Origin of the sequence: Bacteroides sp. 3_2_5 (assembly GCF_000159855.2) — a bacterium.
Classification (GTDB): domain Bacteria; phylum Bacteroidota; class Bacteroidia; order Bacteroidales; family Bacteroidaceae; genus Bacteroides; species Bacteroides fragilis.
Window position 1 is genome coordinate 2,257,048 of record NZ_JH636044.1, and the last position, 26,517, is coordinate 2,283,564.

Below are 26,517 nucleotides of genomic sequence, written 5' to 3' on the forward strand. Positions count from 1 at the left end.
CCTGAAAGAGAGTAGGAGATAAAACAGTGTTTGTAATGTCGTCATACAGTCAATCAAGACCGGATCATTTGTTTAACGATATACCGAGTGCACTTACCAAAGGAGGAATACCCGATTGTTTTATAATTGCTTTTAGAGGAGAACAATATGTTAGAGAACTATCGGGTTTGAGAGATAAATTTGTGACAGCTCCTATGGGAAATAGAAAAAAGTTAGATGTAAATTCTAATAATTATGCAACGTCTCTAACTGCTTTCAGAGATTATTTGAATAATTTAGGTAATAAAACTTTGGTATACAATCGAGAGGAAGCATTAGCAATTGTAATTGATTTGTTTAAAAATTCTATAGATACTGATGTACCTGCGAAATTGGAAAATGAAAATGAAAATCAAATACGGCGTGCAATAGAGAAGTGGCAAAAATATATTATTCAAGTGGTAGATACTATTGCTCAAGTTGCAACAAAATTTGACTAAATAATAGAAATAAAAGAATGAGCGTAAGAGTAATTAATAAAGATTTTAAATATCAGGAAAGGCAAAGCGATCATGATAATTATTGTGCAGGATTCGCTTTGGCCGCTATTCTGAGTGATTTAAACGGAGATGGAACTATATGTAAAGGAGAGGGAATTTATCGCTCTTTACAAAAATATCCAGTAACAGGGGAGTGGAGTTCTATTCTCCATCGCCTTACAGGATGTATTGAAGGGGTGGATGGGGTCATGACTTTACCAGGAGCTGTTGTAGTGGGAACAGTAGAATTGACAAAAAGAAATGTTTGCGTATTTATTGATGATGAGAAGCTGATTGAGGCGATAGATCAATTGATTCATTTCCTTTTAGATATTGGTCTTGGAAGGGATTTAGATCAGCAGTTGGAAAGTGTAAAACTACATATCCCTGAATTGATAGCTGAGCAAAAAAGTATTGTTGGTGCACAATGTATAAAACCGTGGAAATCGATAGAGGAAGTTCTTCAGGAAAGTCGTTATGCGATAATGTTAGTAAATGGTGTGCATTGGATTGCTGTTAAAAAGACTGAAAATGGCTATAATGTATATGATCCCGCATGTGGAGTAAGAAGTGCACAGTTGAATACTCAATACATAACACTTATTTCGGACAGATACGGTGATAGACAATATACGATTTCGGGTATTATAATAGCCGTATCGTAGAATCAATTGCGGAATAATGACGGGTTTCGAAAAGTCATAATAGAGTAGGAAGAAATATTAAAAACAGTATGGAAATATATTTTTTAGATAGTAAATCGGTATATAATAAAAAGGAGATCTCTGATAAAGAGATCCCTAATAATGTAATTAAAGTTGGTGGATTGGGGGATTATTTTAAGTATCATACCATACTCGAGGTTCCAAATAAACGGTTTATGCTGAAAGATTTGGTTGGTCTTACTAAATTGTATAATACTGAATTTGCAATATATACATGTGAGGATAAACTGTATGTAAAGAAAGGGAATAAACCCGATTTACAGCATGGGAAAGCCGGGTCAGTTACTATAAAGAAGAGTGAGCAAATGTTGATTCATGTACATCCTACATATCACTCTGTACGTGATCATTTAAATGTTGACTTGCAGGTAAATTCTGGACAGGTTGAGGCTATTATTGATTATGATTATAATATTATCGTTTATCAGAATAACGAGGTATTTAATAAAAAAGATGCAGAGGGGATTTATCAAACCTTGGATATTCATGATGTACATTGGCCAAGTTTTCTAGAAAAGAACGCTGGCTATAATATAGAAGTATACATTTGATGCTTTTAAGCTATGATCTAGATTAAAGAATAGTCCTTTTCATTTGCTGCCAAAGGAGGAGATTTTTGCACAAAGAGGAGTTGTTTCAAATATTGTATAAATAGAAAACAACTCAATCCTTTTCGTATTTTTTTATTGTAAACGTGTAAGGCTCCGAGTTGAAAGATTCGGAGCTTTTTGCATTCTGTTTGTATTGGGGTATGTCTATTTAAGTTTTGATTATTTACACTAAAAGATTATGATTACGAAAAAAGTGAGATAGTGAATAAATGGAGAGATTTTAAACTTGATTAATACTTATATCTATGGCTTTTAAGAATTTATGCTTTTGTGTTCAAGAGAATTTTTCCAGCTTCCGAAAGATCGATTTCCACATCTAAAATTTATAATTGCTTTAAGCTCTCTTTACTTGTATCTTTATAAGATAAATTTACAGAGATAATGTATAGGCGGATTCCGAAAAGCCGAGAAAAGAGAGTAGGATAAAATATTATTATATGAGTATGAATGAATTAGACTTTAATTTACGTTTTTTAGACCTATTGAATAGGAGGGATGATATTCCAACATGGGGGATTCCTTCAGTTCCACAGTCCATTATTGTGGATGAGAATAAATATAAACTAATTAATTGTGGTGTAGAATATGCTCCTCAAAGATTGTATGGAGTTTATTGGCGGCAGTCAAATATCTCATACTATAGAATAGCAAAAGGAGCAGACGCTATTAGTTTTCAGTTTACAGGTTGTTATCTAGCCAAAGTAATGTATAATAGTGATTATTTTGTTTTTCATATTCATAGCTCTGATTCTGATAGTACTGCTGATTATTGGAATCAATTTATTGATGATAATAGAGATAGAATAGCTGAGATTACCATTTTCAAACCTGCTGTTGCTAACGAAAAAGATGATGTTATGTTTAAGTATTTAAATGAATCCGATAAGGGAATATTTACCATTGCAGGTATGATCACAGTAGATAATGAATGTTATGAGATATTATTAAATAATAAGACTTGTAAGGCTGAAGCGGTTTTACGGAAAACTAAGTTAGTTGATCCACATTTGAGGTGATCAGATAAATAGAAAGGGCTTCTAAATCCTCCTCTGAGGTAGAAGCCCTTCAACACAAAAACTAAACTAGACTTAACTAAACTATTCTATTCTTGGAAGTTTCACAACTTCCGTTCTGTTTGTTACAAAGATAGATATTTTTTGTTTATGTATAAATAATAATCGACAAATACTCACATTTTACCGATAAATCAGCTACAAATCCTTTCAACTTCGCTCATCGAGGAATGTTTGGAAAGTCTGCTTGTAGCTATCGCTGACGGGGATATAGGTCTTATCAAATACGATACGCCCGCGGTCGATGATGCGTATTTTGTCTTTCTGGACGATGAAAGAACGATGTACACGCATAAAGCGGGCGGGGGGAAGCAACTCTTCCATGGACTTCATGCTCATAAGTGACAAAATGGGTTTGGGGGCATCTTCGGTGTAGATTTTGATGTAATCCTTCAAACCCTCTATATATAATATCTTTTTGAGTTCTACCTGCACCAGTTTATAGTCACTTTTGACAAAAATACTGTCTACTTCTTCGGGCTTCTGGACCAGTTCGAACCATTGCAACGCCTTGTTGGTTGCCTGCAGGAAGTCAACATACGAGATGGGTTTGAGTAGGTAGTCGAGTGCGTTGACCCGGTATCCGTCGATGGCGTATTGACCGAAAGCAGTAGTGAACACAATACGGGTACGAGGGGATACCATTTTAGAGAATTCCAGACCGTTGAGTTCCGGCATCTGAATGTCAAGGAACAACAGGTCGATCTGGTTCCCGGGAAGTTCTTTCATGGCCTGTACGGCACTGGAATACTTTCCCGCCAGTTCGAGAAAAGGTGTTTTGTTGACATAACTCTCCAGCAGACTGAGTGCCAGAGGTTCGTCGTCGACTATGGCGCAACGTAATTTCACGGCTATGGATGATTAAATATTAATAATTTCGATATGTATTCTTTGCCATCCGGGGAGATGGCTTTATCCCATTGATAACGTCCGGGATAAGAGAGTTCGAGGCGCTTCCTTACCTGTTCGAGCCCGATACCCGATCCGCTTTTATCCGTGTTGGTTTTGGGATGATAACTATTGCGTATCTCACACCGGATCTCCTCTTTGTTTTCAGAGATGAGGATGTGGATGAAACTCAGTTCGGTGGGGGAGATGCCGTGTTTAAAGGCATTCTCTATCAGTGAGATGAAGATCAGTGGAGCAATCTCCGTCCGGCTATCCGGCTGTATGTCGAATTGTGTAATGACCTCTACATTTCCCGAAAGACGGATACGCATCAGTTCGATGTAGTTGCGAATGAAGTCTACCTCTTTACAAAGGGGTACATAGTTCTGCTGATTGTCATAGAGCACATAGCGTAGCAACTTGCTGAGCTCCTGCACGGCCTGCTGCGCCTTGTCGCTGTCAAAGGCGATGAGTGCATAAATATTATTCAGCGTGTTGAGCAGGAAATGCGGGTTAAGTTGGTTTCGCAAGTTCTTCAACTCTGCTTCGGTGCGACTTTTCTCCGCTTCACGACGGGCGGCTTCAGCTTGTCCCCAACGGGCACTCATGCGGATGGCCGCACTCAGTCCGATGGTGAAGATGAGGCTTAGAATGTCTCTTACGAAAAAAATCCATCCGGGAGGCATGTGCGGTTTTTTAAGAGTGGGAGCCGGGGCATTCAGGCTTTGCCAGATATGCAGCAGCAGTCCGATGAGGCAGACCAATAAGATGTTGTAGATGATGTATTTATTCTTCTGTTCCCGGAAGAGGAGATGAGGAACGAGGAGGAAATAGTTTAAATAGAATACAGTGACAAAAGAGAGGGGTACGGCAGAATGACGCAGATAGGCATGCCAATTGATACTGTCTCCTGTACGATCGATGAAGAAGAACGGGAAACCGAACACAATCCCCCAACTGATGATGTGTATCAGGATTTCCAGAGGACGGCGGGCTGATGTCAGAGATTGTTTCATGGGAACAAAGATAATAATTTTAGTTTACCACAGGGGCACAGAGACAGAGTTTCTGTCATCCTATCCGGTATACATCAAGGAATTCTTTCTGCCTCTGTGCTCTCTGTGGCGAACAAGTAAACTGATGATGGCTTATTCGTATCGGATTGCCTCGATCGGATCGAGGTCGGCGGCTTTCTTGGCCGGATACCATCCGAAGAATACTCCGGTGACGGTACAAACCGCAAACGACAGGAATACGCTCCAGGGTTGGATGAAGATGGGCCAATGGGCGACACTTTTCACAACCCAGCTGGCACCGCAGCCGATGATTACTCCGATAAGGCCTCCGGTGATGCTGATCAGGATGGCTTCTATCAGGAATTGGCTCAGGATGTCGACGCCACGTGCACCGACCGACATGCGCAGACCGATCTCACGGGTACGCTCTGTGACGCTGACGTACATGATATTCATGATGCCGATGCCGCCTACTACGAGCGATATGCCGGCAATGCAGGCGAGCAGTGTGGTCATCAGGTCGGTGGTAGAGTTGAGCATGCTGCTCAATTCCTGCTGGCTCCGGATGGTGAAATCATCGTCATCCGCCTCTTTCAGCTTGTGATTGCGGCGGAGAAGTTCGGTAATCTCTTCCGTAGCATTGTCCGTCATGTCTTCCGAAAGGGCAGAAGCGTAGATACCTTGCAGATAGGTCTGTGCCAGCAGACGCTTCATCACGGTGGTGTAGGGTGCCAGTACGATGTCGTCCTGGTCCATACCCATAGAGTTGTATCCCTTGGATTTCAGTACGCCTACTACACGGAACGGTATTTTGCTGAACCGGACAATGCGTCCTACAGGATCTTCTCCATCGGGGAAAAGATTGTCTACAATGGTTTTTCCTATCACGCATACCTTGGCGCTCGACTGGATATCGGCTTCGCTGAACATCTCTCCATTGTCTATCGAGAGCTGTCGAATTTCCAGATACTCCGTTCCCACGCCATTCACGGATGACGGATAGTTGTTGTTGCCTGCAATCAACTGCCCGGAGCTGGAAACATTAGGACTGACCGCAGCCAGAAAGCTGGTTTCATCCCGCAATGTTTCGTAGTCGGTCAGTTTCAGTGTCTGCATGGCACTGGGGTCCTGGCGAACACCTCCGCGCATGTCTGCTCCCGGATGAATCATAATCATATTGGAGCCCATCTCGGAGATTTGTGCCTGGATACTTTTCTTTGATCCCTGGCCGATGGCGAGCATGGTGATGACGGATGCCACACCGATGATGATCCCCAGCATCGTAAGGAACGCGCGCAACTTGTTGTTATTCAAGGCGCGCAAAGCTATTTTAAATAAATTGGTTCCGTTCATAATAATCTGTCTGTTATTCTTCTTGTACCGGCAGAGCGGCCAGTGCTTCGGCTGCGGAAAGAATGTCCGGGTTAGTGCTGTCTTCCTTGACTTGTCCGTCGCGCAACACGATGTTACGGCTGCTGTATTGGGCTATTTCCGGATTGTGCGTTACAAATATGATTGTGCGGCCTTCGGCATGCAGTTTCTGAAACAGTACCAGGATCTCGAACGAAGTGCGTGTATCCAGGTTACCGGTTGCCTCGTCCGCAAGGATGACTGCCGGATTATTGACCAACGCACGGGCGATGGCTACACGTTGCATCTGTCCGCCGGACATCTGATTGGATTTGTGTTCCAACCGTTCGCCCAGTCCTACGGCTTGCAGCGCCTCAATGGCGCGCCGCCGCCGTTCGGAAGCGCTGACTCCCGAATTATACATCAGCGGGAGTTCTACATTTTCCACAGCAGTCGTCTTTGGCAGCAGATTGTAACTTTGGAAGACAAAGCCTATCTTTCGGTTGCGCAATATGGCACGCTGAGGTTTGCTCATGGTACGTACCGAGATTCCATCCAGCAGATATTCTCCGCTGGTAGGTGTGTCGAGGCAACCCAGCGTATTCAGTAGCGTTGATTTGCCCGAACCGGACGTACCCATAATGGTGACAAACTCTCCTTCGGTGATGGTGAACGAAACCCCGCGCAATGCGTGAACGGTTTCGTCTCCCACCTGGAAGTTACGTTTGATATTCTGAAGTTCGATGACTGTTTTGTTCATACTTATTTTCCTTTCTTCTTGCTGCCCGGATGGCTAGGCATAAACGGACTTTGTTCTCCTCCGCCTTCCTGTCCGCCTTCAGGCGATACATTGCCGCCCGGCATATTTCCAATGGTGGCTTCGGTGACAACTACCATGCCTTCGGAAGCACCTTGGGTGATTTCCGTATTGATGCCGTTAGTGATCCCTATCTGCACGGGGTGTGCCGTGAAAGTATTTCCTTCACGTGTCCATATTTTATGTTCGCCCTCACAGTCCTTCACTATGTCATTATCGCCGATCAGGGGTTTCTCCGGTGTGAAGCGGAGTGCACGTGCCGGTACAGAGAGCACGTCCTTTCTGTCCAGTGTGTAGATCGTGACATTAGCCGTCAGGCGGGGTTTCAGTTTCAGGTCCGGGTTATGGGCGGAGATCACTACTTCGTATGTGACTACGGTAGTAGACGAACTGCTGGTGCTGGTACTGCTTGCGTCTCCCAGGCGGATTTGGGTCACTATTCCTTCGAAAACATCGTTCGGATAGGCATCTACGGTAAATGTGGCCCGTTGTCCTTCTTCCACGCCGCCTATATCGGCTTCATCTACGTCGGCCACTACCTGCATCTGGGTCAGGTCGGCTGCGATGGTGAACAAAGTCGGTGTCTCGAATCCGGAAGCCACCGTTTGTCCTTCTTCCACATCCCGGCTGATGACAACGCCATCGATCGGAGAAGTAATGGTGGCATAGGACAGGTTGCGTTCTGCCTTGGCCAGTGAAGCCTGGCTGCTTTCGAACGAGCTTTTGGCCTTCTCGTAGTTGTAGAGCGATTGCTCGTAATCGGTATCGCTGATCAGCCCCTTTTCGTGCAACCCTTTGTTGCGCTCATAGTTCTTCTTTTGGTATTCGTATTCCGCCTTTGCACCACTGTAGGTGGCACGTTGAGAGGCGAGTTCACTTTGCAGTGTCACACGGTCCATCTCAGCGATAAGTTGTCCCTTGGTCACTGCCGCGTTATAGTCCACATAAATTTTGTCGATAATTCCGGATACCTGTGTACCGACTTCTACTTCTGTTACCGGTTCGATAGTTCCTGTGGCGGTTACCGACTCCGATATCTCGCCTTTGCTTACGGTTGCCGTGGCATAGGTCACTTTGTGCTTGGCCGTAGAACCGCCAAAGAGCCAAACCCCTCCGCCTGCCAGTATGGCGAGGCTTACGGCAATAAGAATGATCTTTTTCTTCTTCATATCGTTATAACGTTAAATGTTTTATTCCTTTATTGTCTACAGTGTTATCTTATCTCCCTGGTAGAACTTCAGCAATTGTGTATTCAGAATAGCCATGTACTTAGACTGTAACAGCTCTTGCTGTGCCTGTAGCAGATTGTTTTTTTCGGTCAGAAGCTCCACGGTATTTTTCATTCCGGCATTAAATTGCTCGCTGACCAGTTCATAGCTGGTCTGTGTGCTGTGCAATTTCTCTATGGCTGCCGCATATCGCTGCTGGGCGCTGTTGGCGTCGAGCCATAGTCCTTCGATGGTTTTATACAATGTTTTCTGTTCGTCGAGCAGAGTCAGTTGACTGGTCTGATACTGAAGTTTGGCTTTTTCTACGGCACTTTTGGTCTGTCGGTTGTTAAAGATTGGGACACTGATGCTGAGTCCGATGGAGTTGTTCCATCCGTTTTTCACTTGCTCGCCGAAGGTGAAGTCGCTTCCGCTGGTATGGTTGGTACCGATACCGGCTGTCAGGCTGACGCTGGGCAGATATCCCGATTTGGCGATTCCGATCCCCAGTTCCGATGCCTCTACACTGAGCTTGCTTGCCTCTATTTCCGGGCGGAGGGCCACAGCGGAACGAAAGACATCCGTTTTGGTGGGGAGGGGCGACAGTACATTTTCGTCACCCAATGCAGGCAGATAGACCTGCATTTCCTGTTCGCCGTCCAGTTCGAGGAGTTGCTTCAGTTGCAACTTATAGTCCTGAAGTGTGGCCTGTGCGGTCACCAGTTGATAACGGTCGGTGCTGACTTGGGCTTCCAACTGGGCATAGTCGCTCCGGGCAATGCTTCCCGCATCCAGCAGTTGTTTGCCACGGTCCCGTTGGGCTTCGGATACTTGCAGGGTGTTTTCGTTCACCTTGACTGATTCGGCGGCATAGAGAATCTGAATATATACCTGGGCGATCGATTGCTCGATATCATTTTCCGAAGTGGCTACATCGAGGTCTGCCACGCGGTTGTTCAGCTTCTCCTGTTCGATTGTTTTCAGGCGTTTACTGCCGTTATATACGGTCCATTGCGCGTTCAGTCCGTAGTTTCCGTTGTAGGTGGTCTTGTTGCTGCTCTTCAGTACTTCCGAGCCACTGATAATGCTGCTGGACTCTTGGTAGGGACGGTTCACCAGATTTTGGCTGCTGGAGAACGAGAGGCTGGGGAAGAGGGCCGCTTTGGCTGTCTTTACGTCCACCTGTGTGCTCTGCGCATTGATCCGGTTACGACGGATGCTGATGTTTTGCTGCAAGGCATAGTCGATGCAGCTCTGCAGATCCCATTGCGCGGGCATGGATACCGAGTCGGCGGTTTGCGTTGTTCCGGTAGCTTCCGTCTGTTGTGCCCACAATCCGTTGCCGGGCAAGATAGCTGCCAGGCAGACTGTTATTAGGGTGATTCTTTTTACGTTCGTCATACTCTTGCTTCTTTTTATTTTATAGAAACAAAAGTACGCTGCAATAGAAAGATGTGCAAAAGCGATAGACGGGAGGGGAGGTTTTGTCGCTAAAGGCAGGTTTTATGTCGATAAGTGGAGTTGCCGATATTGCCTATGAACTGAACGATCGGACGAAAATAGGGTGTAGCTATCCCGGCCGGATGGCTACGCCCTTTGCTCCTTAAGGCTACACCCTAAGGTCTCCGTGGCTACACCTTCCCATACTTAAAATCCGATTGGTGAATATACCTATGCAAAGAGTGTATTATGGCAGTTTCATATTTTAATTTATATATATAAGGTATAAAGGGTGTAAGCAAGCTTCGGGGGCATAAGAATAGTTTATTTTATTCGTTTCATCAACATTTTTAAGACTATCTTTGTTATTTATTACATAAACGCTAATTTTGAGATGTTATAAACCCTGTATTATGAAGAATACACTGCTCCACATCTGGAATTTCTATGTAGAAGGCTTTCGAAGCATGACCCTGGGACGTACCCTGTGGCTCATTATACTTGTGAAACTCTTTATCATGTTCTTCATTCTCCGCCTGTTTTTCTTCCCCAACTTTCTGAGCAGCCAGCCCACCGATAAGGACAAGGGAGAATACGTTGCGGGCGAACTTATAGAACGCGGGCAATAGACGACTGACGTTTAACTCTAACTACTAATGATATGATTGAAAGTATTGACACTTCACTGATTGACTGGTCGAGAGCCCAATTTGCTCTGACAGCCATGTATCACTGGATCTTCGTGCCTCTCACGCTTGGTTTGGCGGTTGTTATGGCCATTATGGAGACCCTTTATTATAAAACAGGCAATGAATTCTGGAAACGAACGGCTAAATTCTGGATGAAACTTTTCGGTATCAATTTTGCCGTGGGAGTGGCCACCGGGCTGATCCTGGAGTTTGAGTTCGGAACCAATTGGAGTAACTATTCCTGGTTTGTAGGCGATATTTTCGGTGCACCTCTTGCAATTGAAGGTATTTTGGCTTTCTTTATGGAGGCCACGTTTATTGCTGTCATGTTCTTTGGATGGGACAAGGTGAGCAAGAGATTCCACCTCATTTCAACCTGGCTCACGGGCTTGGGAGCTACGATTTCTGCTTGGTGGATTCTGGTTGCCAATGCGTGGATGCAGCATCCGGTAGGCATGCAGTTCAATCCTGACACCGTACGCAACGAGATGGTCGACTTTATGGCTGTTGCGTTTTCGCCGGTGGCTGTTAATAAGTTCTTTCATACGGTACTTTCAAGTTGGGTGCTCGGAGCTGTTTTTGTGATTGGCATCAGTTGCTGGTTCCTGCTGAAGAAGCGTGATAAGGAATTTGCGGTGGCGAGCATCAAGATAGGTGCAGTCTTCGGGCTGGTGGCTTCTTTGCTGACGGTGTGGACCGGTGATGGTTCCGGTTATGCCATCGCACAGACACAGCCGATGAAACTGGCTGCTGTGGAGGGCTATTACGAAGGACAAAATGGTGCCGGACTGGTGGCTGTCGGACTTTTGAACCCGGAGAAGAAAACCTATGATGACGGTCAGGACCCGTTCCTCTTCCGTATCGAGATTCCGAAAATGCTTTCGTTGCTGGCCGAACGTAAGGTGGATGCCTTTGTGCCGGGTATAAAAAATATTATTGAGGGAGGATATGAACTGAAAGACGGTACAAAAGCTCTTTCGGCTGCCGAGAAGATAGAAAAAGGCAAGAAAGCGATTGCTGCCCTGGCCACTTATCGTACGGCAAAAAAAGAAGGTGATGAAGCTGCCGCCAAGGAGGCTTATACCACTTTGCAGGAAAATGTGCCTTATTTTGGTTATGGCTATATTAAAGATGTAAATCAGTTGGTACCTAATGTTCCGCTTAACTTTTATGCTTTTCGCGTGATGGTGATCCTGGGCGGATATTTCATTCTGTTTTTTATCCTGGTGCTTTTCTTTGCCTATAAGAAAGATTTGTCGAAGATAAGATGGATGCAGTACGTTGCTCTGTGGACCATTCCGTTGGCTTATATTGCCGGACAAGCCGGTTGGGTGGTGGCCGAATGTGGTCGTCAGCCGTGGGCGATACGGGATATGCTTCCTACGTCTGTGTCTATCTCTAAGCTCGATGTGGGCTCTGTGCAGACCACTTTCTTTATTTTCCTCGTTTTGTTTACCGTGATGTTGATTGCTGAAATTGGCATTATGGTCCGTGAGATCAAGAAAGGACCGACGGTTAATCATTAGTCACGAACCAATAATTATTTAAACTATGGGTACATACATTTTTCTACAACAATATTGGTGGCTGGTAGTCTCACTACTCGGGGCCATACTCGTATTTTTACTGTTTGTGCAGGGTGGCAACTCTCTGCTGTTTTGTTTGGGCAAAACCGAAGAGCATCGTAAGATGATGGTAAACTCTACCGGACGCAAATGGGAATTTACATTTACCACGCTGGTCACTTTCGGTGGCGCTTTCTTTGCTTCGTTTCCTCTGTTTTATAGTACCAGTTTCGGGGGGGCCTACTGGCTGTGGATGATTATTCTTTTCAGTTTTGTGTTGCAAGCTGTCAGTTATGAATTTCAGAGTAAAGCGGGCAACTTGTTGGGAAAGAAGACCTACCAGACTTTTCTGGTGATTAACGGTGTGGTGGGACCCTTGCTCTTGGGAGGCGCTGTGGCCACTTTCTTTACCGGTTCGGATTTCTATATCAATAAGGGGAATATGGTGAACGAAGTGATGCCTGTGATCAGTCATTGGGGCAACGGTTGGCACGGACTGGATGCGCTGACCAATATCTGGAATGTGATTCTGGGATTGGCCGTGTTCTTCCTGGCGCGTGTTTTGGGAGCTCTTTACTTTATCAATAATATCGCTGATAAAGAGTTGGTCGCCAAATGTCGTCGTTCGTTGATAGCCAATACGGTCCTGTTCCTGGTGTTCTTCCTGGCATTCGTGGTTCGCACTTTGCTGGCCGATGGATATGCCGTCAATCCGGAAACAAAAGAGATCTACATGGAGCCTTATAAATACTTCAATAATTTTATTGAAATGCCGGTGGTGCTTATCGTGTTCCTTGTGGGAGTCGTGCTGGTGTTGTTTGGCATTGGCAAAACCCTGCTGAAAAAAACGTTTGATAAAGGAATCTGGTTTGTGGGTATCGGTACGGTGCTGACTGTTCTGGCACTGCTGCTGACAGCCGGATATAACAATACGGCTTATTATCCGTCGAATACGGACATACAAAGTTCGCTGACCCTTGCCAATAGTTGTTCCAGCCAGTTCACGCTCAAGACCATGGCCTATGTTTCTATCCTCGTTCCGTTTGTCATCGCCTACATTTTCTATGCTTGGCGCAGCATCGACAACCGGAAGATCGATGCCAAGGAAATGGACGAAGGCGGACATGCTTATTGAGATTCTTGTCGGATAAAGGTATAAGGTATCAGAATTTTATTATTTTTGCAGTAATGCTTATCTGTTTTTGGAGAAACAAAGGCAGATAAGCATTTTTTATATCAGTAATTAAACAGACATACTATGAAACGAGTATTTGTATTTCAGGACTTTAAGTCCCAGAAATTTTGGAGCATCGATGTCCGGGGCACTGACGTAATAGTGAATTACGGTAAGTTGGGGACGGATGGACAAACACAGGTGAAGAATTTTTCGTCGGCAGGGGAAGCCGAAAAAGCTGCCGGTAAGCTGATAGCGGAAAAAACGAAAAAAGGATATGTGGAGACCTTGGAAGAGGTTGCCAAAGAAATGAAAGTGGAAGCCAAAAAGTATGCGTTGAGCTATGACGAAGCGGAAGAGGGCGTAAACTTGATGGACAAGATATTGAAAGACAAAAAACTGCCGTCACTCAAGCAGATCACGATAGGCTGCTGGGGATATGAAGGGGAAGACTGCTCGGACATTGCCGATGGCATTGTGGAGAATAAAGAGAAGTTCGCCCATTTCGAAGGTCTGTTTTGGGGGGATATAGATTTTGAGGAACAGGAGATTTCCTGGATTGAGCAAGTCGATTTGAGCCCGGTGCTGGATGCGATGCCTCTGCTGAATAACCTTAAAATCAAAGGAACGAATAATCTGAGCATTGGTAAGAAACCGCGTCCGAACTTGAAGTCACTTGAAATTATCAGTGGCGGCCTGCCCGATTCGGTGGTGGAAGATATCCTGGGTTCCGATCTGCCGAATCTTGAAAAGCTGGTTCTCTATGTAGGAGTGGAGGATTATGGGTTTGATGGCGATATGAATGTATTCAGACCTCTGTTCTCTAAAGACCGTTTCCCTAACCTGAAATGGCTGGGCATTGTCGATGCCGAAGAGCAGAATGCGGTTGTAGAGATGTTTCTTGAATCGGATATCCTGCCGCAACTGGAAACAATGGATATTTCCGCCGGTGTGTTGACGGATGAAGGGGCACGGCTATTGCTGGATCATGTGGATAAAATCAAGCATCTGAAGTTTATCAATATGAAATACAATTATCTGAGCGACGAGATGAAGAAAGAGTTGCAGAAATCGCTGCCCATGAAGATAGATGTTTCCGACTCACAGGAATACGATGACGATTACAGTTACCCGATGATTACGGAGTGAGCGGATGAGAATACTTGTTGCCAGTAACTCGACTTCCAAGCGTACGGACTATTTTATCAAAGCGGGTAGAAGCCTCGGGGCGGACACCTGCTTTGTCACTTATGACGAGTTGTCGGCCGTTCTTCCCGATTGTCGCGATACGGTTGTAAAGCTGGAGCCTCCGGTGTTTCGGGAGGCGGACTTTCGGAAATACAATTTGCTCTGCGAGGAGTATAGAAGTCTGTTGTCCCGACTGGCCGATACGGATAAGTCGGAAAGTGTACACTTTCTGAATGAACCGGCTGCAATTCTTTGTGCACTCGATAAAGTGTATACTCAGCGGAAACTGACCGGGGCCGGCCTGAAAACAACTCCGTTGCTTTCGGATGCGCTTAGCACATTTGATGATTTGGCCGCCATACTTTGCCGGCAGAAGAGGGGAGGATTTCTGAAGCCCCGTTATGGTTCCGGGGCCGGTGGGATTATGGCTGTCAGGTATAATCATCGCCGGGATGAATGGGTGGCTTATACGACGATGTCCTGGGAAGGAGGGCGCGTTTGTAATGCGAAACGTATCTGCAGGCTGACGAACCGGAAAGAGATTGCCACATTGGCGGAAGAGGTCATACGGTGTGGGGCTGTCCTTGAAGAATGGATGGCAAAGGAAAAGCTGGAAGGTGAGAATTATGACTTGCGTGTTGTCTGCAGGGGGGGTGAAGTCGATTATGTAGTGGTGCGTTGCAGTGACGGTGCCATAACTAATCTTCACCTGAACAATAAAGCGAGGCTGTTCGAAGAACTTTCGTTGGCTCCTTCCGTTCGTGAAGAGCTTTTCTGCCGGAGCATCACTGCCATGAAGGCCTTGGGGCTGCGATATGCGGGCATAGACGTGCTGATAGCCCGGAATACGGACACACCTTATATTATAGAGGTCAATGGGCAGGGAGACCATATCTATCAGGATATGTATACGGAAAATAAGATATATGCCAATCAGATAAAAACGATAGAATCACTTTTCAATGGAAATAGATGAATTACCCTCCGGCACGCAGGATCAGAAGCCGGACATAGATATGAATGAAATTGTAGGTACGCATGATATACTGATGCTCTGTTTCGATACTTTGCGTTATGACGTCAGCGTGGCCGAAGAAGCCTCCGGGGGGACTCCTGTACTGAATAGCTGTGGCAACGGTTGGGAGAAACGGCATGCTCCCGGTAATTTCACTTATCCGTCTCACTTCGCTATTTTCGCAGGATTCTTGCCGTCACCCGCCGAGCCGCATATGTTGCGTAACCGAAAGTGGCTCTTTTTCCCCTTTCAAGCCGGTACGGGACGTATACCTCCCAAAGGCAGTTATGCTTTCAAAGAGGCTACGTTCGTACAGAGTCTGGCTCAGGTAGGTTATGAAACAATCTGCATCGGAGGAGTCAACTTTTTCAGTAAGCGGAATGATATAGGAAGGGTATTTCCCGGCTATTTCAATAAGAGTTATTGGCTGCCGACTTTCGGTTGCACGGATAAGAACAGTGCTGCCAATCAGGTGGACTTTGCCGTCGACAAACTGGAAAAGTATCCGGCGGACCGGAAAGTATTTATGTATATCAATTTTTCGGCGATTCATTATCCGAACTGCCACTACGTGGAGGGGAAAAAGAAAGATGATAAAGAGTCGCATGCGGCAGCCCTGCGGTATGTCGACAGTCAGCTGCCCCGCCTGTTCGAGGCTTTCAGGAGGCGCTCGGACACGTTGGTTATTGCCCTGTCCGATCACGGGACCTGTTACGGTGAAGATGGTTACGAGTATCATTGCATCTCTCACGAAAAAGTATATACGGTGCCTTATAAACACTTTATTCTCAGAAAATGAACGAACAACAGCAGATTTCACGATATGTCAGCTATATGTACAGTTATCCGCATAAGACGGCTTACCGTACGTTGACTCCTCCGGTCTCTCTTTCTCCTTATCTTGAACGGCTGGAAGGAAGGGAGGCTAGTTTATATTTCCACATACCTTTCTGTGCCCATAAGTGTGGCTATTGCAATCTTTTTTCACAGCAGTGTTGCGATGCGGAGCGCATTTCATTGTATCTCCACACGATGCGCCGCCAGGCCGAACAGCTGTCTGTGGCGGCACAAGGCCTGAAGTTTACTTCGTTTGCCGTCGGAGGAGGTACTCCGCTTATTCTGGATGAAGGACAGTTGGAAGAGTTGTTCTGCCTGGCCGAACTGTTCGGTGTGCATCCTTCCCGGGTGTTTACTTCTGTCGAGACTTCACCGGAATATACGCAAAAGAGTGTTTTGAGGCAGTTGCGGGCGAGGGGAGTGGAGCGGTTGAGCATGGGGGTGCAGAGTTTCAATGAGACGGAGTTGAAGAAACTGAAAAGAAGACCCGGACTCGGTACAGTAGTCGGTGCACTCGAAAATATTGTGGAGGCAGGTTTTCCGCAGTTTAACCTCGACCTGATTTATGGTATCGAGGGACAGACGGTAGAGAGCTTTATGCGCTCTCTGAACACTGCACTTACTTATCGGCCCAATGAGCTGTTTATTTATCCTCTTTATGTCCGGCCAGGTACACGCATCAATGTACGTTCGACGGATGACATAGGTTACGCTATCTACAAATCTGCCCGTGAGTTACTGGTAGGGCAAGGATTTGTACAAACGTCCATGCGCCGTTTTGTCAGGCGCGAAACAACGGAAACGGAATTTTCGTGTGGTGACGAAGTGATGCTTTCCTGCGGGGCGGGAGGCCGGAGTTATTTGGGAAACTTACACTATGCCACTCCCTATGCTGTACGTCAGCAGGCAATAGCCGATGAAATAGACCATTATATCCGGACTACCGATTTTATGACTGCCGCTAATGGTTTCTTGCTTTCCACAGAAGAGATGCAAATCAGATTCATTATAAAGAACCTGATGTATCACCGGGGAGTGGACTTGGCGGAGTATGAAAAACGTTTTGGTGAGAAGCCGGACCGGAATCTTTTCCGGGAGTTCACAGATCGTGGATGGATTGAAGAGACTGGCCGGATAGTGCGTCTCACGGAGGAAGGAATGGCTTATTCCGATTACATCGGACAGGCATTTATTTCACCTGTCGTGAGGAAACTGATGTCCGAATATGTATATCCCTGATCCGAATAGAATGATGTCCTCTTTGAGTACTGTCCGGAGTATCTATTATAGAGGTAGTCTGGAGCATTGCAATTATACGTGTTCGTATTGTCCGTTCGGCAGAAAGTCTGTGTCTGCCGATACGAGAGAAGATCAGGAAGCATTGGACCGCTTTATTTCCCGTATCGGCGGGTGGAAATACGGTTCATTACGTATCCTGATTATTCCTTATGGGGAAGCGATGATACATCGCTACTATAGAGAGGGCATCATGCGCCTGGCCGCTATGCCCCATGTGATTGGAGTCTCTTGCCAGACCAATTTGTCCTTTTCGGTATCCCGTTTTTTAGATGAGGCTGAGGCGGAGCAGGCAGATGTGTCTAAGTTCAGGTTTTGGGCGAGCTATCACCCGGAGATGGTTGGGGTAGGGGAGTTTGCATCCAAAGTAGAGATGCTTCGTGCGGCCGGCATCGGGGTATGTGCAGGGGCAGTCGGTGATCCTTCGGCAAAGGAACAAATCCGGAAACTGAGACAGCTGCTGGATCCGTCGGTTTACCTGTTTGTGAATGCCATGCAGGGATTGCGGAAGCCGCTGTCGGAAGAGGATATCCGTTTCTTTGGTGAAATAGACAATCTGTTCGATTATGACCGGAGAAATGCAAAGGCGTGCTTGGACGGCTGTGTGGGAGGTAGGGAAACACTTTTTATCGACCGGAAAGGGGATATGTATGCTTGCCCGAGAAGTGGGATACGGATGGCAAACTTTTACGATGACTCCACTTCGGATTTTCAGCCCTTCTGCCTTCGTAAAGTTTGTGATTGTTACATTGCTTTCAGTAATTTGTGCGATACGCCCTTGAGGAGAATGATGGGGGATGGGGCTTTGTGGCGCATACCGGAAAGGAAGAAGGTGGAAGCTGTCTTCTTTGATGTGGATGGTACGCTGACGGATGCTCAGGGACGGATTCCGGACCGTACGGTTTCGGTATTGGAGTATATGGCTAAGCGTTTGCCTTTATATCTGAGTACTGCTTTACCGGTGTCGCATGCTAAAAAACGGCTTGGCAATGTGTTCGGCCTGTTCTCGGGCGGAGTTTTTGCGGACGGAGGTCTGTTATGCTACGGGGAAACTATCGAATGTGTTCCGATTGCAAATCCTGTGACTGCCGGTTTTCCGGGTTGCAGGGTGACCCGTTATACCCGGGAGGGGAAAGTCTTTAAATATGCTGTGCTTGCACCGAATACCCGGGAAGCTGTCCGGTGGCTGACCGAATTGGATGAAGAGGCGTATCAATTGTATCAGGAGGGACGATTGCTGACGGTGGTAGACAGTAAAGCCGGTAAAAAGAACGGTCTGATTACTCTGTGTGCTCGATTGGGGATTTCTCTTAGGGAGGTTTTGGTAGTAGGCAATACGATGCATGATTGGCCGATGATGTCCGTAGCCGGCTATTCTTGTGCCGTGATGGATGCGGAAGAAAAGTTGAGGAAACTATCGGGATATGTTCTGAACCCCGATAGTATTCCTGTATTTTTTGATATCTGACTTTATTTGGCCACGTTGTTCACAGGCTTGCCGCCGATATAGGCTTTCAGGTTGTCGACCAGGATAGCCATCAGGCGCTCGCGGGCAGCCGAAGTAGCCCAGGCTATATGTGGGGTGATGAAGCAGTTTCTGGCAGTCAGCAAAGGATTGTCGGCACGGGGTGGCTCGGTGGAGAGCACATCCAGTCCGGCGGCATAGATTTTGTAATTATTCAGAGCTTCTGCCAGGTCATGCTCGTTGACCAGCGGACCACGGCTGGTATTGATTAAAATGGCATTGGGCTTCATCAGTTCCAGGCGACGGGTGTTAACCAGGTCACGTGTTGATTCCGTCAGTGGGCAATGCAGGCTGACAATATCACATTCGCGGAAAATCTGGTCGAGTTCTGCTTTTCGGATTTCAGGAGGCAGTTGGAGACGTGATTTAGATGTATAAGCCCACACTTTCATACCAAATCCGATAGCGATACGGGCTGTGTTGTATCCGGTTTGTCCCAGGCCGATAAGACCTATCTTCTTTCCCAACAGCTCGATAAGCGGAGTATCCCAGTAACAAAAATCCTGACTCTGAGTCCAGCGTCCTTCACGAACCTCGTCGGCATAATGCTGTACTCGCTGAGTGATGTTCAGGATATGGGCAAAAACCATTTGTCCGACGGAGGGAGTGCTGTAGGCAGGGATATTGGTTACGGTAATGCCACGCTCTTTGGCTGCGGCAACATCGATGATGTTATATCCGGTGGCTATTACGCCAATATACTTCAGGTTGGGCAAGGATGCCATGTGTTCTGCCGTGATCACCACCTTGTTGGTAAGAATCGCTTCTGCATCTTTCGAGCGTTCAAGTACCTCGTCGGGAGCCGTGCGGTCATAGATTTCACACTCACCCAAAGTTCTCAATTCGTCCCAGTTCAGATCTCCGGGGTTGGCGGCATAACCGTCTAAAACTACTATCTTCATAAATTATTAGGTGTTAAGTATTCAGTTTAGATACTTGAATACTGAATGAATAACTTTTTATCTGATAAAACAATTGCAGATGGTTAATAGTTCTTTTCATTTCCCCATAGTTGCTTCATTCGCTCGGCATGTTTTTGTTCTGCCGGATTGTGTTGGGGTTGCCATAGTTGTTTGGCCTTGATTTCATCCGGTAAGAACTGTTGTTTTACAAAATTGCCTTCGTAATTATGTGCATATTTGTACTCCTGACCATATCCCAACTGCTTCATCAGCTTGGTGGGAGCGTTGCGCAAGTGTAGGGGAACAGGCAGATTACCGGTTTCGCGGACCAGTGCCAGTGCATCGTTGATGGCATTGTAGGCCGAATTGCTTTTAGGGCTTGTTGCCAGATAAATCGTTGTTTCTGCCAGTGGAATTCTTCCTTCCGGCCAGCCGATTTTCATCAATGTGTCAAAACAGGCATTAGCCAATAACAATGCGTTCGGATTGGCCAGGCCGATATCTTCTGCGGCAGAGATGACCAAGCGCCTGGCGATGAATGCCGGATCTTCGCCCCCTTCTACCATACGGGCCAGCCAATAGATGGCACCATCAGGGTCACTTCCCCGTATCGATTTGATAAACGCCGAAATAATGTCATAATGCATTTCACCGTCCTTATCGTATGCGAGCGGGTTTTGCTGCAAGCGTTCTGTTACCAGGTCATCAGTGATGATTACGGTTTCTTCTGTTTCCGATTCTACCACGAGTTCCAGTATGTTCAGTAATTTGCGGGCATCGCCTCCCGAAAAGCGAAGCATGGCACCGGTCTCTTTCAATTCGATTTTCCGTTCTTTCAGCACTACGTCGGTAGTAATGGCACGTTGCAGCAATTCCAGTAAATCTTCTTTTTCCAGAGATTTCAGTGTGTAGAGCTGACAGCGGGAAAGGAGCGGACGGATAACTTCGAAAGACGGATTTTCGGTGGTGGCACCTATCAGCGTGACTGTGCCATGTTCGACGGCTCCCAGTAGCGAATCTTGTTGGGATTTGCTGAACCTGTGTATTTCATCGATAAACAGGATAGGGCTGGATTGAGTGAAAAACTTATTGCTCTTGGCGCGATCTATCACTTCGCGCACATCTTTCACCCCGGAGGTGACAGCACTCAAGGTGTAGAAGGGAGTTTCCAGCTTATTGGCAATGATCTGGGCAAGTGTGGTCTTACCCACTCCCGGAGGTCCCCAAAGAATAAATGAAGAGATACGCCCTGCGTCAATCATTTTGCGCAGGATAGCACCCGGTCCCACAAGGTGTTTCTGACCGATATAATCATCCAATGTCTTTGGGCGAAGTCTTTCCGCTAATGGTTGCATATATTTGTAATAAATCTGTTATTTTAGTCAATTACCGTTCCGATGACCTGTACGTCTGTAATAGCAGCTTTCTCTCCTGTGAAACTGATACGTACGAAACGTCCTTGTATACCGGGAACAACCTGAATCATCCGAATGTTCTCGTTCTGTTTATTATTGGTTTGATCCGGTATGAGCGACCAGTGTTCTCTGTCCATGGATACCTCTACTTTGTATTGATAAGGGGCTAAATCCGGAAATGCGATTCGGATGTGACGTATCGACAATCCTTTTTCGGTATCCAGTGTCCAGGAACGTTCCAGGTCGTTCTCTGAAGCTTGCCAGTATGTAGATTCGTCTCCGTCGGCTGCAAAAGCGGATGAATGTCCGTTGGCAGACGAACTGCAGAAAGTCGGGTTGTTAGGTCCGAAGGTTTGCAGATTATCCGTTTTTGTCGGAGTTTCGAAGCGTGTATAGGGACGTTCTTTTACTTTGAAGGCCTCTGTATAGGGAGTGCTTCCGGTGAATCGGATTTTTACTTCGGCCGGTTCCAGTCCCGGTGAAGTAGCACGGATAACAGTTTCTCCGGCATAATATGACCGGAATTCAATAGCCGCTTTTCCGTCGAGTATGCGGATATCACTCTCTTTTTCAAACAGGATCGAGGTTCCGGTGGGAAACTCTCCCGGGCCGGATAGAATGTCGAGCTTAACTGCCGGAGAATTGCTGACCGGCTTTCCGCTTGCATCCAGGATGGTTATTGATAACATAACATCGTCCGTTCCGTCCGCTTTTATGTTATCAGTCCGGTCGGCAACCAGGCTGATGCGGGCAGGTGTTCCTTCTTGCGGCCATTCCGGAGGGGTAATCCCTTTGTAGGCATTCCGGTACCAGTACCAGGCACGCTTGGGAATCCGGAAGTAATCGATGATGCCCATTTTGCCAAGGGCACTGCCGGCAATGCTTCCGTGGTCGAATGCGCACCAGATGGCTTGTCCGCTACGCCATGGAAAACCGTTCTGTGCATTATTCTTAGCCAGGTCTCCCCATCCCGGATCATATTCTCCCGGACGATCGGCTGTAGTACTGCCATATTCCGAAACTACTGTTGGCATGCCCGGTTGCTGAAACTCCGGAATGTAGCTGCCGTCACCGTTATATCCGGCTATGTCGCCCAACTTATCGATTCGTTTCTCTCCCAGCGGACGCTGCGCACCACCGACAGCTGCCGGGCGGGTAGGATCAAGTTGTTTGGAAAGTTTGACGGTTTCTTCCAGTAGTTTACGCATCGGATTGATTGTCTCGGGTGCTGTGAAAAAAGGCTCGTTACTCATGCTCCATACGATGATGGAAGGATGGTTGCAGTGGATGCGAATCAGCTCTTTCAGTTGGGCTTTTACGCTGTTTTCGAATTCTGCCCTGTCGGATTCGTTTACAGGGTATGCACTGGCATTCCAATAACCGTCTCCTTTGTGTCCTCCGATTCCCCAAAATGCGTTTTCTGCCCAGAATAACATTCCTATTTCATCGCATGCTTGTGAAAAAGCCGGTGAATGGGGGTAGTGCGAGCCTCTTATTAAATCGAAGCCGGCTTCTTTCACTAACCGGATATCTCTTCGCATTCCGGTCTCGGTTACAGCGTCTCCCCATCCGGCATGATCCTGGTGAACATTGGCTCCCTTAAAATAAAGGTGCTCCCCATTCAGGAAAAATCCCCGGTCTGCAGTCCATTCAAACCAGCGGAATCCGAATGCTGTTTCGTAACGGTCTATTAATTCTTGTCCGTGATAGAGTGAGCTTATCACTTTATAGAGTGCCGGATGATTGGGATGCCACAGTTGAGGTGCCTGAATTTCTTTGGTTTGTTGTTCAAATGTGTAAGTTGCATTGTCCGGCAGTACTTGGGATGTGGAAACCGAAGACACTTCTTTGCCTTGTGCATCGACGACGGTGGTCAGGAGTCGGTAAGTGTCTGTTTTTCCTGAAGCATTACATACGTCTGTCCGTATGTGGACGCTTCCCGATTTACCTTTGTTCTCTGCCAGGTCCGGGGTTGTGATCCAGGTGCCATACCAATCGATGTAAGTGGGGGGCTTTATTACCAGACGTACGTTCCGGTAGATACCTCCGCTAAATACATGTTCGCCTGCACGCGGGGCAAGGTCAGGGCGCCAACAGTTGTTTACCCGGACGGCTACCAGGTTTTTCCCTTCTTTCAGGTAAGCTGATATGTCGATGGAAAATCCGGTATATCCTCCTTTGTGAGTGCCTGCCAAGTGTCCGTTGACGAAAATCTCTGCTTCTTGAAATACGCCATCGAATTCAAGAAAACTTTTCTTGCCAAGAATCTCTTTTTTTACCGGAAAAGCTTTACGGTACCATCCGTAGCCTACATAAAAGTCCTTCGACATGAAATATGGAGTACTGAAAGAGTGGGGAAGTCCTATTTTCTCCCATTCTGAATCGTCGAACCCCGGTCGGGCAGCATGATCGAAATCCCCCTGACAATATTTCCATCCCCGGTTAAAGTTGATGGTTTGTCGTGGAGAATCTGCCCGGCAAACATTGATTGCGCCACTAAGTAAAAGAAGTACCAACCACAGCTTTATGCCATTGAGGGTATGTAAAGTGAAATTCATCGTATTTAGCTTTTATTTGTGTAAATGATATCAGATCAAAATACCACTTGAATCATAAACCGGATACCTTGCTTGTTGATTCCGGGGTGATTCAGATAGGTCAGACGGCGTACGTATTCAATATGTAACAATTTAAAGATGTTGTAGATACCTACACTGGCTTCCAGATAGGGTACTTTCGGGTCCATTACATAACTGGTGTAACTACCGTCTCGTTGCGGAAAATCGAACAGTTCCGGATTATTGCTCTTAAACGGGTTATTCTTTTCGGTCAGGTTACCATACAGGGCACGGAAACGGAACACTTCTCTCCACTTCAATTTTTTGATTAGTGGAATACGATTGAAAAGTTTGCCATTCATGTCATATGTCAGTGCCAACGATGCATAGCGGTCGTTGAGGAACTCCATATTGTTGATCAGGTTGAAAGTTTCTTTTTGGGTAATATATGAAAGGTTGGCAGCCGGCAGAATGAGTAACGGGAATGGAACGGTATTCCATTGCGCCCCACCTTTCAGGGTGACGTCTACTTTGCCCCAAGACGAAAGCCAGAAGCGCTTCCAGATACTTGCTTCCGTCAAATTGAAATTATACTCTCCTCCCAATACACCTTTGAATCCGGTGGTGTGAGAAAGGGTGAAGATGGGAGCATCCAGCGACACCGGACGCCGACGCTGTTTCGTGTTTACAAAAGTCTCACCCGGAGCATAACGCAAGGTCAATCCCAGTTCGGCAGTGGTAATGTCCGGAACAATTGTTTTGGCAGCATCGTTACGGATGTATTGAAGTTTACCGGCCGGAGTGTCTTTCCGGTGTCGTGCCATAGCTGCGACCGAGAAGCCTGAAAGAGTTTCCATTTCATATCTCAATGTAGCATCCCGTACGTACGACATCTGGTCGACAGTAGTGGTTTTCCAGGCCACGAATACGTTATCCTTATCCGTGTCGAGAAATTTATCCATCGGTGACATGACATCATAACGGTAAGAAGCGGAGATATAGTGTTTCGGGAACTCCCAGGGGAAGAATTCACATTTACGGAAAGAGTAGGTTACATTGCCCTCATATTTCCATTTTTTGTCTTTAAGTCCGTAGGCTCCATATCCATTAAAGAACCAATGAGGATTCAGTTTGGCTGTAGTCATACCACTGAGGCGGAATCGGGTGCCGTCCACATAGTTACTCGATATCATGGTATTGATCGGACCGAAATCGAATTTGCTCGGATGTTTTTTGGTTCCGGTTTCCACATAATTTTCTATCAATGCTTTTGCGCCGAATATGACATATTTGAATCCGGGAATTTGCTCCAGCCGGTTCATGAAAAGATCCATGCTACTCTCGGTTTTTGTTAACGGTACTTGGCGCACTCCGGCCCAGTATTCGTCACTTTTGGTGAGCATGTCCGCTTCTTTGATAACATTGCCTTTTAGTCGGAAGAGTCGTGGCTCGATGGGTTCGAAGACATAGTTGCTATATTTCGTAGTCCGCTTTACCTGAATCCCCTGGATAGCTTTCATTACTAAAAGATCTACGGTCATATCATCATCAGTCAGTACCCAGTTGCCATTGGGGAGTTGTTCGTACTGCTGCACGACATCCAGATTCTCCACAAAGTTTACCCCTGTTTTTTTAGGCAAATTCATGGTGCACTTTTTTACAGCGTAGGTTGAATCATCCAGCACATACAGGTGTCCGGTGAATCCGAAGTCCTGAGGGTTCTGTGGAACAAACGTGAGGTGTACACATTTGTTTTTGTCTACCATCACGGTATCCATCAGGTAGAATTTATAGAAAGAGATGGCCCCGCTTCCGATGGGACTTACAAAACGGCGTTGCAACAGACGGATATCGTCATCGTAGATATTGATATCGGCAAATACATCGTTAAGGATAGTACCCAACATATCACCGGTAGAGAAGAATTCCTCTACGCCATTTGAGTTCATACCTTCGATGATGGTCTTTTTACTTTCCGGATCTTTTCTGTAGATGGTTTTTGAAGATGTTTCCTGTACGGAGATGGGCAAAATCAGTTTGTTAGTCTCGGGCGAAACCTCGACCTGGTCTTTTAGGAAAGAAAACTTTTTATAGATCCCTTTCTCAAGACTTTCGGGTGTCACGTCATTGAGTGACATCTTCATTTTCTGATATTTGCTGTATTGGTAATAGTCATTGGTTTCCAGCTTCTGAGCTTTTTTATGGTCGATTACCTTCCGCATAAACTCTACTGCCGGATTGTTTTTTCGGGAATATTTCTCCTTTTTAGGTTTTACAACCACTTCTTCCAGCATTACATCATCCGGTGAGAGTACTACATTGAGTTCTTTGGCACCCGCCGGAATCTTCACTTTCTTGGTGATATATCCCACCGCAGAAAAAGTCAGCTCATTCCAGCCTTTGCGGGTTTCCACCTTGTATTCTCCGTTAGCGTTGGATATGCCACCTACTCCTTTCCCTTCATAGAAAACGGAAATGTACATTAATGGTTCATGTGAAATAGAATCGGTGATTACTCCCTTTAACTGTGCGAAAGCCTGTGGCGCAGAGAGTAGAAGGAAGATTACTAATAATAGTTTAGAATATTGTTGTTTCATACACACTTCATCTCATCGTGAGACTGCAAAGGTAATAAATTCCTTTTGATTGAAAGGACTATATAACCTTTTTTGTGTATCTTTTGACTCCTGTAAGGAGGGGGAATATG

22 protein-coding genes are annotated in these 26,517 nt (G+C 46.1%); 12 read left to right on the plus strand and 10 right to left on the minus strand.

The genetic code is table 11. From position 1 onward, the window contains the following. Positions 1 to 35: 35 nt before the first annotated feature. From BSHG_RS08815 to BSHG_RS08800, 4 genes are all read left to right on the plus strand, one after another. Complete coding sequence (locus BSHG_RS08815) at positions 36 to 479, plus strand: hypothetical protein (protein WP_008659652.1); 444 nt, start codon at positions 36 to 38, stop codon at positions 477 to 479. A gap of 17 nt (positions 480 to 496) precedes the next feature. Then, a complete protein-coding gene (locus BSHG_RS08810; protein ID WP_008659654.1) occupies positions 497 to 1,183 on the plus strand; it encodes a hypothetical protein in 687 nt (228 codons plus the stop codon). A 68-nt stretch (positions 1,184 to 1,251) separates the two neighbouring features. Further along, positions 1,252 to 1,794 carry a hypothetical protein gene (locus tag BSHG_RS08805; RefSeq protein ID WP_008659656.1) on the plus strand — a complete coding sequence of 181 codons (543 nt, stop codon included), beginning with the start codon at positions 1,252 to 1,254 and terminating at the stop codon, positions 1,792 to 1,794. A gap of 497 nt (positions 1,795 to 2,291) precedes the next feature. Further along, complete coding sequence (locus tag BSHG_RS08800; RefSeq protein WP_008659658.1) at positions 2,292 to 2,870, plus strand: hypothetical protein; 579 nt, start codon at positions 2,292 to 2,294, stop codon at positions 2,868 to 2,870. Positions 2,871 to 3,077: 207 nt separating this feature from the next. Here the strand turns inward: BSHG_RS08800 and BSHG_RS08795 are convergent, their stop codons facing one another. From BSHG_RS08795 to BSHG_RS08770, 6 genes are all read right to left on the minus strand, one after another. Next, positions 3,078 to 3,776, minus strand: a complete 699-nt coding sequence (locus BSHG_RS08795; protein ID WP_008659660.1) for a LytR/AlgR family response regulator transcription factor — start codon at positions 3,774 to 3,776, stop codon at positions 3,078 to 3,080. A 2-nt stretch (positions 3,777 to 3,778) separates the two neighbouring features. Further along, complete coding sequence (locus tag BSHG_RS08790; RefSeq protein ID WP_005786905.1) at positions 3,779 to 4,831, minus strand: sensor histidine kinase; 1,053 nt, start codon at positions 4,829 to 4,831, stop codon at positions 3,779 to 3,781. Positions 4,832 to 4,963: 132 nt separating this feature from the next. After that, complete coding sequence (locus BSHG_RS08785) at positions 4,964 to 6,184, minus strand: ABC transporter permease (RefSeq protein WP_005786907.1); 1,221 nt, start codon at positions 6,182 to 6,184, stop codon at positions 4,964 to 4,966. Between the two features lie 13 nt (positions 6,185 to 6,197). Continuing rightward, positions 6,198 to 6,941 (minus strand): ABC transporter ATP-binding protein, encoded by a 744-nt coding sequence (locus tag BSHG_RS08780; RefSeq protein ID WP_005786909.1) that lies wholly within the window; start codon positions 6,939 to 6,941, stop codon positions 6,198 to 6,200. A gap of 2 nt (positions 6,942 to 6,943) precedes the next feature. Then, positions 6,944 to 8,167 carry an efflux RND transporter periplasmic adaptor subunit gene (locus BSHG_RS08775; protein WP_005794794.1) on the minus strand — a complete coding sequence of 408 codons (1,224 nt, stop codon included), beginning with the start codon at positions 8,165 to 8,167 and terminating at the stop codon, positions 6,944 to 6,946. Positions 8,168 to 8,203: 36 nt separating this feature from the next. After that, complete coding sequence (locus tag BSHG_RS08770) at positions 8,204 to 9,607, minus strand: TolC family protein (RefSeq protein ID WP_005786913.1); 1,404 nt, start codon at positions 9,605 to 9,607, stop codon at positions 8,204 to 8,206. A 452-nt stretch (positions 9,608 to 10,059) separates the two neighbouring features. Between BSHG_RS08770 and BSHG_RS08765 the strand changes: the two genes are divergently transcribed. The 8 genes from BSHG_RS08765 to BSHG_RS08730 all read left to right on the plus strand — a co-directional run bounded on the left by BSHG_RS08765 (position 10,060) and on the right by BSHG_RS08730 (position 18,878). Further along, positions 10,060 to 10,275, plus strand: coding sequence for a DUF4492 domain-containing protein (locus BSHG_RS08765; protein ID WP_005786916.1), 216 nt, complete (start codon positions 10,060 to 10,062; stop codon positions 10,273 to 10,275). A 32-nt stretch (positions 10,276 to 10,307) separates the two neighbouring features. Then, positions 10,308 to 11,861, plus strand: coding sequence for a cytochrome ubiquinol oxidase subunit I (locus tag BSHG_RS08760; RefSeq protein WP_005786918.1), 1,554 nt, complete (start codon positions 10,308 to 10,310; stop codon positions 11,859 to 11,861). Positions 11,862 to 11,886: 25 nt separating this feature from the next. Then, positions 11,887 to 13,035 (plus strand): cytochrome d ubiquinol oxidase subunit II, encoded by a 1,149-nt coding sequence (gene cydB / locus BSHG_RS08755; RefSeq protein WP_008659667.1) that lies wholly within the window; start codon positions 11,887 to 11,889, stop codon positions 13,033 to 13,035. 123 nt (positions 13,036 to 13,158) lie between these two features. Beyond that, on the plus strand, positions 13,159 to 14,223 hold the full coding sequence (locus tag BSHG_RS08750; protein ID WP_005786922.1) for an STM4015 family protein: 1,065 nt from the start codon (positions 13,159 to 13,161) through the stop codon (positions 14,221 to 14,223). 4 nt (positions 14,224 to 14,227) lie between these two features. Beyond that, positions 14,228 to 15,238, plus strand: a complete 1,011-nt coding sequence (locus BSHG_RS08745; protein WP_008659669.1) for an STM4014 family protein — start codon at positions 14,228 to 14,230, stop codon at positions 15,236 to 15,238. Beyond that, the gene (locus tag BSHG_RS08740) at positions 15,225 to 16,076 is read left to right on the plus strand and encodes an STM4013/SEN3800 family hydrolase (protein ID WP_005800420.1); all 852 of its coding nucleotides are present in this window, start codon (positions 15,225 to 15,227) and stop codon (positions 16,074 to 16,076) included. The genes BSHG_RS08745 and BSHG_RS08740 overlap by 14 nt, the downstream gene beginning before the upstream one ends. Further along, positions 16,073 to 17,353, plus strand: a complete 1,281-nt coding sequence (locus BSHG_RS08735; RefSeq protein ID WP_008659671.1) for an STM4012 family radical SAM protein — start codon at positions 16,073 to 16,075, stop codon at positions 17,351 to 17,353. The genes BSHG_RS08740 and BSHG_RS08735 overlap by 4 nt, the downstream gene beginning before the upstream one ends. Then, positions 17,340 to 18,878 carry an STM4011 family radical SAM protein gene (locus BSHG_RS08730; protein ID WP_008659673.1) on the plus strand — a complete coding sequence of 513 codons (1,539 nt, stop codon included), beginning with the start codon at positions 17,340 to 17,342 and terminating at the stop codon, positions 18,876 to 18,878. The genes BSHG_RS08735 and BSHG_RS08730 overlap by 14 nt, the downstream gene beginning before the upstream one ends. A 2-nt stretch (positions 18,879 to 18,880) precedes the next feature. Here BSHG_RS08730 and BSHG_RS08725 read toward each other — a convergent pair whose 3' ends face one another. The 4 genes from BSHG_RS08725 to BSHG_RS08710 all read right to left on the minus strand — a co-directional run bounded on the left by BSHG_RS08725 (position 18,881) and on the right by BSHG_RS08710 (position 26,407). Beyond that, complete coding sequence (locus tag BSHG_RS08725) at positions 18,881 to 19,837, minus strand: D-2-hydroxyacid dehydrogenase (RefSeq protein ID WP_005786931.1); 957 nt, start codon at positions 19,835 to 19,837, stop codon at positions 18,881 to 18,883. 83 nt (positions 19,838 to 19,920) lie between these two features. Next, complete coding sequence (locus BSHG_RS08720) at positions 19,921 to 21,192, minus strand: replication-associated recombination protein A (protein WP_005786933.1); 1,272 nt, start codon at positions 21,190 to 21,192, stop codon at positions 19,921 to 19,923. A gap of 23 nt (positions 21,193 to 21,215) precedes the next feature. Beyond that, on the minus strand, positions 21,216 to 23,810 hold the full coding sequence (locus BSHG_RS08715) for a glycoside hydrolase family 2 protein (protein ID WP_008659678.1): 2,595 nt from the start codon (positions 23,808 to 23,810) through the stop codon (positions 21,216 to 21,218). 35 nt (positions 23,811 to 23,845) lie between these two features. Continuing rightward, positions 23,846 to 26,407, minus strand: a complete 2,562-nt coding sequence (locus BSHG_RS08710) for a DUF5686 and carboxypeptidase-like regulatory domain-containing protein (protein WP_005786936.1) — start codon at positions 26,405 to 26,407, stop codon at positions 23,846 to 23,848. Positions 26,408 to 26,517: the final 110 nt, after the last annotated feature.